This window comes from Verrucomicrobium spinosum DSM 4136 = JCM 18804, from assembly GCF_000172155.1.
In the GTDB taxonomy this organism is placed as follows: Bacteria; Verrucomicrobiota; Verrucomicrobiia; order Verrucomicrobiales; family Verrucomicrobiaceae; genus Verrucomicrobium; species Verrucomicrobium spinosum.
On record NZ_ABIZ01000001.1, the window covers coordinates 5,678,230 to 5,690,785 of the forward strand.

Annotated in this window: 7 protein-coding genes; 1 reads left to right on the forward strand and 6 read right to left on the reverse strand. The window is 58.1% G+C overall.

Features of this window, described 5'->3' with window-relative positions; translation table 11 throughout:
• Positions 1–49: 49 nt before the first annotated feature.
• From cas4g/cas1g to cas3g, 6 genes are all read right to left on the reverse strand, one after another.
• The gene (gene cas4g/cas1g, locus VSP_RS23170) at positions 50–2,593 is read right to left on the reverse strand and encodes a CRISPR-associated endonuclease Cas4g/Cas1g (protein ID WP_009963685.1); all 2,544 of its coding nucleotides are present in this window, start codon (positions 2,591–2,593) and stop codon (positions 50–52) included.
• A 164-nt stretch (positions 2,594–2,757) separates the two neighbouring features.
• Entirely contained in the window at positions 2,758–3,414 is a 657-nt protein-coding gene (locus VSP_RS23175; protein ID WP_009963686.1) for a hypothetical protein, read from the reverse strand.
• A gap of 29 nt (positions 3,415–3,443) precedes the next feature.
• Positions 3,444–5,012, reverse strand: a complete 1,569-nt coding sequence (gene csb2 / locus VSP_RS23180; RefSeq protein WP_009963687.1) for a type I-G CRISPR-associated protein Csb2 — start codon at positions 5,010–5,012, stop codon at positions 3,444–3,446.
• A 3-nt stretch (positions 5,013–5,015) separates the two neighbouring features.
• Complete coding sequence (gene cas7g / locus VSP_RS23185) at positions 5,016–5,954, reverse strand: type I-G CRISPR-associated RAMP protein Csb1/Cas7g (RefSeq protein WP_009963688.1); 939 nt, start codon at positions 5,952–5,954, stop codon at positions 5,016–5,018.
• Positions 5,951–8,500 (reverse strand): type I-G CRISPR-associated protein Cas8g1/Csx17, encoded by a 2,550-nt coding sequence (gene cas8g1 / locus VSP_RS39900; RefSeq protein WP_009963689.1) that lies wholly within the window; start codon positions 8,498–8,500, stop codon positions 5,951–5,953. Before cas8g1 ends, cas7g begins: the two co-directional genes overlap by 4 nt.
• 6 nt (positions 8,501–8,506) lie before the next feature.
• The gene (gene cas3g, locus VSP_RS23195; RefSeq protein WP_009963691.1) at positions 8,507–10,936 is read right to left on the reverse strand and encodes a type I-G CRISPR-associated helicase/endonuclease Cas3g; all 2,430 of its coding nucleotides are present in this window, start codon (positions 10,934–10,936) and stop codon (positions 8,507–8,509) included.
• Between the two features lie 631 nt (positions 10,937–11,567).
• Between cas3g and VSP_RS39905 the strand changes: the two genes are divergently transcribed.
• A complete protein-coding gene (locus tag VSP_RS39905) occupies positions 11,568–12,449 on the forward strand; it encodes a BrxR family helix-turn-helix transcriptional regulator (RefSeq protein WP_009963695.1) in 882 nt (293 codons plus the stop codon).
• Positions 12,450–12,556 lie beyond the last annotated feature (107 nt).

The following is a 12,556-nucleotide window of genomic DNA, read 5'->3' on the forward strand; positions in this document are numbered from 1 at the left end:
AGCCTGAACCTCTTAACCCTCTTAACCCTCTTAACCCTCTTCCCTCCCCCTAGCGCGTCACCATCGGGATGTACTCTTTGATTTCGCCCGTCAGATACCGGGCCAAAATCCGCGCCTGTAGTTCCAGCACCCGCCGGTAGCTGACCTTGTAGTCGAACACCGGATGCGTGATGATGCTCCCCATGCGTTGCTCGTACGCCTGGAAGAACACCTTGCGTCCCGCAGACGTCAGGTTCACGCCCTCCCCGGCTCTCACAAAGTGATCCGGCACCAGCATGCGATTGTTGATGGCGGTGAGCACCACGCTCTCCGCCACCAGGGGCCGGAATTCCTCCATCAGATCCAGCGCCAGCGCCGGGCGACCGTAGCGCGGCTGGTGGTAGAAGCCCACGTAGGGGTCGAACCCCACCGCATGCGCCGCGATCGTGCAGTCCTTGGCCAGCAGACTGTAGGCCAGGGAGAGCAGCGCATTCACCGGGTCAGTGGGTGGCCGCCGACTGCGCTTGGTAAAGTCAAACGTGAAGACACTCTCCTCCGGCACACGCGTAGCGGAGGCGGACTCCAGCCCCGGGATCTCATCATCGTCATCCGCCGCCCCCACCTTGATCATCCCGGCAAAGTGCTGCAAGTACAATGCCGCCGCTGCCCCTTCAATGCCCAACAGCGTTTCCAGAGACCTCGCGCCCAGCGCGTCCTGACTCGCCTGCTTCAGCCTGGCCAGCACGGCTGCGGGCGGCTCCACATGCAGCCGCATCAGCAGGGTCCGGTGATTGCGGATCTTGCCCGCCACAAACCTCCGCGACAACGCCAGGCACCGCATCGGGTCATCCGCGGCGCGGAACTGCTCGATCCGCGTGAACACGTTTTTGGTCACATGACCCCGTGTTAACCCATAGAACCACCCCCCGGTGGAAAAGTACGCCAGGGGAATCTCCTTTTCGCACAGCACCTGCACCGCCTGGGTGGTGATCTGCACATTGCCAAAGACCGCCACGTTCGTCAGATCATTGATGCGGAACTCCTCCACCAGGGAAGCCCCATCCTTCACCACAAGCAGTTCCCCGCTGCGCCCCACGTGATAACCGGGAGTGGACAGATACAAGGCCCGGGCATCATCCCGGGCGGCCATCAGCCTGCGGGGCGCACCGTTGACCGCCGCAGGCGATCCTGATCCCGGCTCGGCGGCGAGATCCTCCTCTGGCGATCCCACCGCCCCCTCCGTCCTCCGTCCCGCCAGCATCCACGTTTCATCTGGCAGGCAGACGGGTGCCAGCGAGCATCGCACACACTTGGGTGAGCCCACCAGCGGCGGCGGCATCTGGCCCCGGGCCGTCTCTCTTGCCTTCGCGATCTGGGCAATGATCCACCGCTCCAGCCCTTCGGTCATCGGCAGACGCACGCGCTGCTTCGTCGCCCGGTAGTAGATCACCCCTTCTTCACACTGGTAGCCATTGTCCCTCAGGATCAGGATCTGTAGCCCCAGTTGCATCTTGTCAGCGTCCCAGAGCTCGTTGGCATCCGCCCCCTTTTTCGGGGCCCCCGCCTTGTAGTCCACTGGCGTCACCGTCTTGATCTCCCGGGCCCGACCTCCGTTCTCACCCGCCACCATCCCCATTCGGACCTCGATCAAGTCCATCTTTGCCAGCACGCCCAGCCGCTCTGAACTCAGGGTGGCCGAGCGCGAGTGAATGATGCGGTCCGCCTCCCTCTCCCCTCCAACCGCCGCCTCGTCATCCTGCGCCACTCCTGCATCCTCCGGGGAAATCGCCCGCCCATCATCCGGCACCTCGTCAGGATCCGCCGCCGCCTTGGCCCCTTCAGAGAACCAATCTCCGTCATCCCCGTCCCTCTGCGCGTTTGACGCCCCCTTCTTCCCGCCCGGATTTTTTTTCGCCTGGGGCAGATCCCCCTTGCCCTTGTCCACCTTGGCATGCAGCGCACTGCCCCGCTCCGTGTCCGCATTCGCCACGAACACGCCCTCCACATATTCGTAGTAGAAGAGCCGGGGGCAATAGACAAACTCGTTGAGCATCCGGGAGGGCAGCACTTCCTGCTGCGGCAGGGCCTCCGGCTCCAGGCCCGGGGCGGCCTTTGCGACGATCTCAGGCGAGGACTCCAGCCCCGGCTCCCAGTCACCTGGCATCTCAGGCGGGGCCTTGTCGGCCCGTGCCTCCAGGCCCAGCTCGCCCGCCCCTTTCTCCTCAGCCTCAGGAGTCAGGGCCGGGCCACCCCAGTCCAGCTCCGGCTGCACCACCGGCAACCGTCGCGGAGCCGCCCGCAGAGGGGCCTGCGCCCCGGGCACCGCGACGCTCTCTGGAAGCGGAGCAGATCCTATCTCGGCCTTCCCAGCAAAGCTTTCCTGCCCGGCAGGCGACGGTGCCGAGATCGGCACTGATTCCGATTCCTCCTCGTCTGGCGCACTCGGTGCCGGTGCGACCTTCCCCTGCGTCTCAGCGAACAGTTCCAGCTCAGGATGCCCGGCCGGAGGTTTCAGGCCGGGAAACGGCAGGAGCACCTCTCCGCCCGCCTCCCCCGTCGTCAGCGGAGCCGGCGCACGAGCAGTGCGAATACGGGGTGGCGTGGGTGAGTCCATCGCAACAGGTCAGCGGGGCTGCCAATATGCGCCCTTATTCGCAATAGCAAAGCAAAAAACATGCACCCCCCTGCAACAAACGCCAGGCACCGGGGCCACAGGCTCAAGGGAGGCATCACATCCACCTCCACACAGCATGAGCTGGTGCCACCGGCAAGCCTCGTTCACGGGGGCATGGTCGTTTGCGCCTCAGCGAGCTGTATCCGCCTCAGCAGGTCACTGCGCATGAAGTTCATGAGGAAGGAGTTCAGGGAGCAGCACATCAGCGCAAGGTTGTGCGCCGGCAGTCGATACGGATTCGCCGTCAGATGCCCATGCACAAAGATGTGGCGGATGCAGGCCCCCAGCGTGAGCACGGAGAAATCATGCCCTTCCCGGTAACGCTTCAGGAACTCCTCATGCACCGGCAGGATCGACTGGGTGATGAGGAACTCCGTGAGCTTGTGCTCCGGGTCCTGCGCCCGGCACTCACTGGCCAGATCGTGCACCAGCTTCCGCGGATGATGGGCAAAGAGATTCCGGTACGGCGGCCGGTCATTGGCCAGGTCAGCGTATCGCTCGAAGACCGACCACGTGAAGAAGATCTGCGTCAACGCATCATACCCCGTCGCTGTTTCTTCCGTGAACCCCTTCAGGTGCAGCCCACCGAAGCACGCCGCCAGCCGCAACCGGTTGGCAAACCGGTAGAACTCCTGCTTCTCCCCCACCAACCCCAGCACCTGCAACCGATCCCCCGCCCCCTTGATGAGCCCCCGGGCCCGGTGAAAGCCGGGGAGAACCTCTTCGAGATAAGGGTAGGCCAGGGATGGCATTTCGTCCATGCGCTTTGGGGCAGATATGACCGATGACGCTACGGGTCCTCCACAGGAACAAACAACCCCAACCCGAAATGGGAACCATACCCGAAGGCGAGCGGGCCTTGAACTGGCTCGTCGAACGTAAGCGTGAAAGCGCCAGACTCGTTGCCACGACTCCCACCATCGCCATCCGGGCGACGGCTTTGATATTGGAGGCAGCGAAGGGTTCTGCGACTGGGCAGCGTGATATGCCTTTCCTGATGTGAGTGGGCATGGGCGAATTGCGCATCAAGCTGAAGGAGTCGTTCCAAGTCTTGGACTACTCCGCCTATTGGGCGACCTTGCTCGTCAAGTTTCAGCCTTCCGTCTCGGAAAGTTTTCGTGTGCCGTGTTGAAACCACAGGGGTCAGTGAATGCCAGACTTTAGACGCGGCGAACAACTTGCAATCTGGAAATGTTTGGGCGTCGCCGAGGCCGACGAGCACCAAGCGAATATCATGTCCGCCATAGCCCCAGACTTTGTTAAGGCGACGCAAAGCGATGCGGGCTTCGTCATCAAAACCTGTCTCAGCGAACACAGTAATGTGGGTAATTTCATCGCGTTTCCCATTGGCTTCGCAGAAAATGAAAGCGTGATTCTGGCCGGAAAGAGGCTCCCCTGTCACAGCATTCTTACCGCTGAAAACGATGACGCTGGCCGGATGATCCGCCATAAAGCTGCACAATGACTTATGTACGCGATCCGCTACTGACACGGCTTGCGTGATTCGTGGGGACACGTTGCTCACCACTTGATAGCGGGCCACGGTGGGCAGACTCTTGCTGCTGGCGCGGCTTTCGCGTGGGGCGGCCGCGAATACGTCCACAGGTCGGGTGTAGTTTGTGAACACTGCTCCTGGCGGCAAGTTCCAGCCTGCAGCTTGCAGGACACTTGTATCGGCGTGTAAGGCCGCGAAGACATCGGAGGGCAATTTGGCTTGTGAGCGTGCCGCTTTCTTTGATGCAGCCTTCTTAGCAGCAGTTTTCTTGGAGGCAGGAGCCTTGGAGGTTTGCCAACCAGCGTAAAATTCAGAAGACATAGGGAGTAGCAGCCGCACAAGTTCCTGCCTTTCTCCCATGGTCTCATCGTCACGTAGGGGCCTAGTATTGCTGGGCCGGAGCAAAGTACTGTTCACCCTTGCTACGACGAGGCTTTCCGCACGGCCAAGGTAGCCAATGCGGGCAGCCAAAAGATTTAGCGTGTCGAGCTGATCCACCGGGAGCTTCACATCCCAAGCAACGAGAACAGGTTCACTTGAGGCGATTTGAACAAAGGCATCGAAGATTTTCGGCTTTTTGTTGGGATCCAGAGAGTTGATGGGCATGTAGTGCCGCGTATGCCCCAGAGTAGCACGAGGGAGGTGGAAGACGGGCTGTACAGCAGCGAGGCTGTGAATGAGGATGCGCACTTGCTGCTCCTCCAATTCTTTGGTCTCGCGTGCTTTCCAATACCATGTTGCCACCAAAGCGCGTAGTATCCGCCATGGGGAAGGCGGCCACTCAACTGCACCCTCATTGACGTGACGCCCCCACGGCGTCGCATGATAGCGCCCGGCGGGAAACTCAAGTTCGAGAACGGTCATGGCTCAATCTTGGAAGATAACCGTGGTAAAGCGATCGCCAGAATCACTCCCAAAGGCTTGCTTGATGAGGCCCGGTAGAGAATCCTCCAATTCAGCGAGGCCCGGCATGATGAAGTCATCTTTTGGACGCGTAACTCGAACTTCTCCCACCAGATCAAGGTCGCAGGCTGTACGTAGGCGCAGGCCATCACGGAGGAATCGCTGAATTTTGAACAGGGCAATGGCAATAAGCAGGAACTCCACCTCCTCACCGAGACCGAAGCCCCGGATCAATGCCAAGTCGAGATTGAAGTACGCCGTGATCTCGCCCGTAAACTCCTCTCGATGAAAGGGAACGTTTCCGAAGCCTTCCTTGGCAGTTTTGCCTTCTTCTTTGGTCGCTTTCACACGGTCGTTTTTCACACCACCACTGGCTACAGTCGCGACATCCTTGGCCTCGATAAACCCCGTCAAGGCACGCGGCAAGCGAATCACCCCAGCGACCTTTTCCAGGAAAATGCCATGCAGCAAGGAGTTGGGATCATACTTGAGCAGAGCTTTAACAAGTGAGGCAAGGTTTAGAGGCCGACTAGCGTCGAAAGCGATGGCCTGCTTGATTTCGCCGAATCCTTCAGTCGTGGTAATGTAGGGGCTATTGAGCCGATGCGCCTCCAATACGGAGTTAGTAAGAGGCTTCCCGTCTTTGTCGTTGACAAGCACTGCAGGCAATCCCTTGAGCGGTGCGACCCAGTTGTTGTTCCCGGTGTCCCAGCAGACGGCTTCCAATCGGTTGGCCACGCTCTGAGCGGATTCAACAAGGAGCATCTTGGTGCGCTCAGGTCCATCGAACGTGGCAGCTCCAAGGTCGGGGAATCCAGTAGGTTGAAACCGACTGCCTTGTACCGGCTTGAGAGCGGCTTCAAGCAAGAGGCGAGGATGATTTTTGAGAGCTGCGAGGTTCATGCGGTAAGTTCTTCAGTTTGGTGTTGGATGGTGAATTTAAGAAGCTTGATGTCACGAGGACTGATAGGGAAAAGGAGCGCGGCGGCGGTACGGCGGGCAATTTTCGTACTGACAGAAAGTTCCCGCACAAGCGGGACTTCGCCGGAGGCTAGCAGTCTCCTCGCAGCAAGGCGTGAGGCGGCAAGGCCATCGCCCATACGAGCACGCTGATGAATGGCTGAGACAATAGGGACTACCTTGCCGTCCCTATCCTTGCGGCGGAAGCAAAGCTTTAGCAAGGCGTAGAAGGACGAGGGAACCACCTGATGGCGCACCTCCTCGTCACTGCGCCAATCGAAGTCTGGAACTTGATCAATCTCCTGCCTGGGAGGTTCCTCTTCCAGTTCCAAGGAAGTGTTGGCAGGTTGTTCCACCGTTTCCGCCGCGAGGCGCGCCATTCTTTCGCGTTGAGCGATTGATTGCCAGTCAAGCAGACAAAGCCCCCATATGAGATCTGCTAGAAGAAGGTCATCAGTGCGCTGCTCGATGAAGGCGGTGATGTCTGCCAAACTCGCGTAGCGGGGAGACCAGTCGGGCCAGCCTTCCGCACCTGCGTTTTCAACCCTCTGGATACGACGTGTGAGAATTGCATTGAGGCTATCGGCTAAATCGCCTTCGTGCCAAGTGACGTCGTTTTCACTGCTCAACTCACTCCACATTGGATTGAACCATCCTCTCTTTTCGGAGCGCTTCAACGGCTCCAAGTGCTGGCGGAACCAAAGTGTCTCCCTTCCTTTGCCAAAGGAAACACGAGCACCTGCTAGAGAGGCGGCCAGCCTAGTCTCCGCCGAATCGCCGATTTTTTCCAACCAATCTTGGCGCAGTCCACGCAGAGGACTGATGTTCTCGCGTTGGAACTTGTCCTTTTCGCTGGCCCAGTTGAAACTACGCGCCACGGCCCTCTCGGTTGATCCCAACGCAGCAAGCAATGATTGTAAGTGATCGGGCGAGTCTTTCTGGCAAAGCTCCATGATCCGCCGCTCCACTACGTTGAAAGCAGACCTCACTCCGTTAGGAGCCTTTGGCTTGGACTGCGAATCAGTCTTAATGCGCAATCGGCTCATCCACTTTTGCACGTCCGCAAGCAAGTCAACACGAGCGTTGCGGCGCGCCGCAAACCTCCCGAGCGGGGTGGCGAAATTGGACTGCCCGTTGCGCTCAAGAATTGCATACCGCTGGAACTCGGAGATACCGCGATCAACACCAAGTGTCACTGCGGCTTGTGCGAAGTCCACACCATTCTGAACCCGACCGCCTCGTAGCTGCGCACGCCCTTCGCTAAACACTGCTTTCAATTCACCGAAGGTGGCAGGTCTCTCCCACAAAGGAGCCCAAATTTCGCATCCAGCTTTCGCTTCATCACTTCGTGAAGAACTACCAAAGCCTATCCCATTGTGCCCGACACAGAATGGACAAACGAGAAAGGCGTCACCATCGCTTTCAAATCTTTTTGCAGCGGATCCGGCAAACATCATCCCTCCATCCATCATGAAAATAAAATCCCATGGGTTGACTGTAGACCCACCTCCAAAACCTGATTTGGAGTTTGCCCCTCCCGCTGCACCCGGGAAGAACTGCCCTATGGGTGCTTCACTCAGTGGCCCCGAAGTCGTTTCTTGAAACAGTGATGTCTCCAGCCAAGTAGCAGCATCTACCGTGGGAAGCCCTGTCTTTGGATCAATGACTTCACAAAGACATTGCAGATACTTATTGGTGAACTCCAGGCGTCCGTCAGTCCCACCACTACCAAAAAGCGGTGGGTAAGCAACTTGGCCTTCGTTTAGTAGAGGAACCATTGCGTCAATTCCGCTAAGGGCGACATCGGAAAGAGAGGATCGAGCGAGCAATATGATTTCCTCCTTGCCGGAGGCGCGATGCAGTTGCTTGAATTTGGTGCGAACTTTCTTCGCCGCTTTAATCAAGTTGCTTTTTGCCTTCTTGGTAGTTTGATTTGAGCCAACGTCGAATCCCTCAGCTTGCTCGATGTGCCAGGCCAAGACGAGGTCTTCAGTAATGCCAACTTCGGAAATAAAATCGGCGAGAGAGTGATAAAAATCCGACACGAGATCGCCGATATCCTTCGCCGCTTTGCCGTCCAACTTAGCTTCCACTTCCTTTAATCTGGCGACCATGATCGAGAATGCCTGCTTGGTCGGGCCCAGTTGCGACCACTGTAGGATAGTTGCAATGTCTCGTTTCAGTTCGCCGAAACGTGGAGAAGTGCTGTTCTGGATAGACTCAACAGCCGATTGCTCATCGCCCTCGTAAAACCCACTTCCGCCGTTCCAAGGAGCTACAATCGGTGTAGGCTGATAGTTGTTGAGAAAAAACCGCAAAAGATCCTCTCGATCAAATCGTGACGTGATTTGCAAGCTGTCATTCTTCCATGAAGCAGTGGCAAAAGCATCACCATCAGCCGAGTCGGAGACGAGACGAAAGACACCAAGCGCTTTCAGATAGTGCGCGAGGGGGACTGGAGCACAACCGGTAAGGGTGAGGACGGGCATGGCGGTTCAAGCGGCTTGAGAGTTGGTGCAACCTAGCGATCTGGCTTCTGAAGCAGAGGCACGCATGTCGGCTGCGCGAAGAAGAGTTTCGAAAAATGCCAAAGCGAATGGTCCGAAGGCGTCACGCAGAGCGACTGTTCGAGCAAGCCAGGATGGCCCCTTGATTCCTTCACCGAGATGCATGAAGCTCAGATCAAGAACGGTTGGGTGAGTGGTAAGGCCTGGGATCGCAGGTAATTCGTCGCGATCCCACACACCCCTAGCGAAGAGGCGCTCGGGTTCGCTTCCGTCGCCTTTCTCATCAGGCAGCGAGCGAATGGAGAGGCGTACCTTTCCATGATGCGCAGCAATGATATAGGCAATGAAATCGCAATACTCAACTTTGGGATTGCTGGCGAGCCAGGCGAGAGCGGAGGCAAGTTCATGACGGAAGCCAATGCGACCTTCAGGGAGACGGCGCGATTTATCCTCAGACTTCGCCTGGAATGTGCCATCAAGCCCCGATGCATCGCCGCAGAGGAGGGTTTGGAAGATTTCATGCGTCTTTCCCACATCGTGCCAGAAAGCGGCAATGTGGAAAGCTGCGGCGAGCGGGGCATCGAGGCCCAACGCCGCGACGAGAGCATCTGTTTGGGTGACGACATTCTTCACATGCGCGTCATAGGAGAGCCAGTAGCCTTTGCGGGAAAGAGGATCATCCTTGTAGGATTCCTCGCTATTTGTGTTGGGGAGTAGCGGTTTGAGGCGGTCCTTCGCATCACCAGTCCAACCGAGCTCGTCATGATAACCGCCGCAGTCTGTGGCTATGAGATATATGGCACCAGAGCGGGCGTAGTCAGCAGCCTCCCAGCGTTCTTCCAAAGCATTCCAGGTCCAGACGCGGCCTTTATTGTTCTTAATGAACTTGGCGGCCTCCTGTCGTGGCACGCGACAGAGTTCGTGCCGTGCGGGTGCAGGCTCTTTCTCGGTGGGCACCGCTTTTTCCGAGATATCCCGCCAGAAGAATTGCACGTCATTGTCCTCTCCGTCTCGAATGTACCGCGAGATGTCGAGATCCTGACCACAAAGGTCTGGGGTTGTGTCAAACAGGTCCAGCAAGTCGCGACGACGGATAACGGGGCGGATCACAGGCACTTCTGCCACGCTCACACCCGAAAGCGACTGCGGCCCCACGTCATTGAGCTTCTGGAGCGCTGCTCGGGACCGCGCCAACTCCTCGATAGAATACGGCAGCACGAGTTCGTCCTTTTCATCCTTAGGAGCGACATCCACCCAGATGAATTCGGCATCTGCAATGTCGCCATAGCGATTGCAGCGACCGATGCGCTGCACGATCGAAGACCAAGGAGCCAACTCGGAGATCAACAGCCTGGCCGAGACATCCACTCCGGCCTCCACAGCTTGGGTCGCGATGACAATGCGATCCCCTTTGCCAAAGAGCACCTTGGAATGACGTTCCCGGTCCACTGGCCGGAATCTGGAGTGGATCAGTGCGATATTTTCCGATTTGACCCCAAGCCGCTTGTCCCGAAGCGCAGCATAAAGTTTCCTCGCCCGGATCACCCTGTTGACAACGACCAGAGTGAGGGTGCCCTCAACATGCTTGTCTTTGATCAAACTGGCCAGCTCTTTGGCATGCGCGTCTTTGGTCTTCGATTCGAGGACATATCTGGACTTAGTGACAGGCTTCCTAGCTTCGACTTTTTGCCGAACGGCGTCAGATTGGAGCTCCTCGATTGAAAGCTCAACTTTGGGCCAGCCTTCCGCAGGCACGGGATGATCTACGGTAGCCAGACGCCCATTTTCCAAAGTAGCACTCATCCACCAAGTAGGGCAGCGCCCTTCCTTTTTCCACTGAGCCAGGTGTCGAAAGCCGTCGAGTTGCGCACTCGTCTCCACACCTACCCCCATCAACTGCGTCTCATCAAGCCCCCAGAGGCAGTCATTGTTCAGCAAGCCGAAGTGCATGGGCCAGCGGTAGCGGCTCATGCCGTAGCCGCGGTTCAAGGCACGACTGAGGAGCATGTCCTGCGTGCCGATGAGAATGGCGTTCTCCTCTGGGTACAGGTCCCAATCCACGGTTTCCTCGCCCCCCATCAAGATATGGAGGCCGACTTTGCCTGTGTGACCTTTGTCCGCCTTCGGGTCCCATTCCCTGTTTCCCATCTCCTTGAGCCAGTGCCGGCAACAATCTCTTGTCTGCTCTACGAGCGTCCTCATAGGCAGGCAGTACACCAGGCGGCGCGGCCACTTGGGATCCTGCAGGTGCACGCGGTTGTAGAGCCACGCCATCACGACGGCAGCGGTTTTACCCAAGCCCGTGGGCACGGAAATGAGGCGGGACTCGCACTCGCTCTCCGCCAGGCGTTGCTGGTAGTCATAGGGGGAGCGCCCCGAATTGAGCTGAGCAAAAAAGTCTGGAAATGATTGGCTCATAAATCTTCTGAAATCGGTCTAAATCACTTCTCCATCACGCGAACGCTCCCCAAGTGGAACGGCCATTGTTCCCCACAATGTCTCCGGTGAATCGCCAGCTTCGGTGATCTCGACCTCTCTGGAGGAGGGAGAAATGCCGCGTGGCAGCACCACCGGAATCAACTCGCTTTGGCCACCGACCGTGAGAGTCACCATCCCCCGCCCAGATGGCCAGAGAGAGGGCTCGGCAAGGATCAGAAAGTCCGGCCCCATCTGGGAAACGAGCCAGTGTGAGCTCTCCACCTGTAGAGTCATATGGACCACCGTTGAACAACCCGGGGAAGGAGGAACGCTCATTCTGAAGAAACCGGCATGGCAGAGAGTTGCGCACAATACGCTCAATCCCGGAGCTCATCCAATATAGAAGCCTCAAAGTCACGAAATTACTCCACACAAATTCATTGTGGAGAAAAGGGCAGCGAACTGTCAATGCATTCATGATGTCTTGCGCATTCAAGTCGGCTCAGGGATCGCAAGACACCCGTTGCCAACATTAATTAAGACATGTAAACTATCTTCACTCCCTCGTAAAAGAGGTCGTGAGTCGTGCTCTTTTATTCCACACAGTTTCACGTGTCAATCGTTTTTTACGATGGGTAACAACACCAACCCTTCCCAGTGGGCCGCTTTGGAGCGCCTCCGGTTCATCGAGCGCAGCGCCTGGTGGCGGGGCATGGTGAACCGGAATGACCTACAGCAAGTGTATGGCGTCTCCCAGGCCCAAGCCTCGGCGGATCTCCAAAAGTACCTGGAACTCAATCCCACGGCGCTCAACTACAGCCTGAAACGCAAGCGCTACGAAGGCACGCCAACCATGAAATGCGTGCTGCACCGGCCCCAGCTTGAGGAAGCGCTCAGTCAGTTCCTCGAACCCGCCTCGTCGGGAGGCGCTGGTGGATGGGGCGGCTCCCTATTGGGAGGAGCACTCGAATCCCCAGCCTCTGAGGCCACAAGCCACGCCGGGACGCGGGTGGCAGGAGTGGGCCTGCCCCAGCGGACCGCGCTACCGGCCGTGCATCGCGCCATCTTTCTGGCCACCTTGCAGGAACTGCGAGTGCGGATCCACTACCTCTCGCTCACTCAACGCCGACCCGGCTGGCGCTGGATCACCCCTCACGCCTTTGCCCATGATGGCTACCGCTGGCACGTCCGCGCCTGGTGCGAGGAAAACAAGGCCTACCGCGATTTTGTGCTGGGCCGGATCAAGGAAACCGAGTGGCCCACCCTGCCGGCGGGACGACTGGAGCCGGATGCCGAGTGGCACGCATGGCTCACTCTGAATCTGGTGCCCAACCCGGCGCTCTCCCAGGAACAGCAGGAGGCAGTGAAGGCGGACTACGATCTCAAATCCGGGCGGATGAGCCTGCAGGTGCGCCAGGCCATGCTGGAGTACACCCTGGCCCACCTGCGGCTCCCCTCCCAGCATGGGAAGAAACCCACTCCATTCCTGGTGCTGGATGAGCGGGAGAAATGAGGAAACCACTGATAGGCACTGATGGCACACTCATTTGAAAACCACCCCGGGGCCGGATCTGGTTTTTGCGTGTTTCAGCCGTAGATTCATTCCGATGACATCACCGG

Excerpts from the sequence above, each read along its gene's own strand:
- VSP_RS39905 (WP_009963695.1), top strand. The coding sequence starts at position 11,568 with ATGGGTAACAACACCAACCCTTCCCAGTGGGCCGCTTTGGAGCGCCTC.
- cas3g (WP_009963691.1), bottom strand. The coding sequence starts at position 10,936 with ATGAGCCAATCATTTCCAGACTTTTTTGCTCAGCTCAATTCGGGGCGC.
- cas8g1 (WP_009963689.1), bottom strand. The coding sequence starts at position 8,500 with ATGCCCGTCCTCACCCTTACCGGTTGTGCTCCAGTCCCCCTCGCGCAC.
- csb2 (WP_009963687.1), bottom strand. The coding sequence starts at position 5,012 with ATGACCGTTCTCGAACTTGAGTTTCCCGCCGGGCGCTATCATGCGACG.
- cas4g/cas1g (WP_009963685.1), bottom strand. The coding sequence starts at position 2,593 with ATGGACTCACCCACGCCACCCCGTATTCGCACTGCTCGTGCGCCGGCT.
- VSP_RS23175 (WP_009963686.1), bottom strand. The coding sequence starts at position 3,414 with ATGGACGAAATGCCATCCCTGGCCTACCCTTATCTCGAAGAGGTTCTC.
- cas7g (WP_009963688.1), bottom strand. The coding sequence starts at position 5,954 with ATGAACCTCGCAGCTCTCAAAAATCATCCTCGCCTCTTGCTTGAAGCC.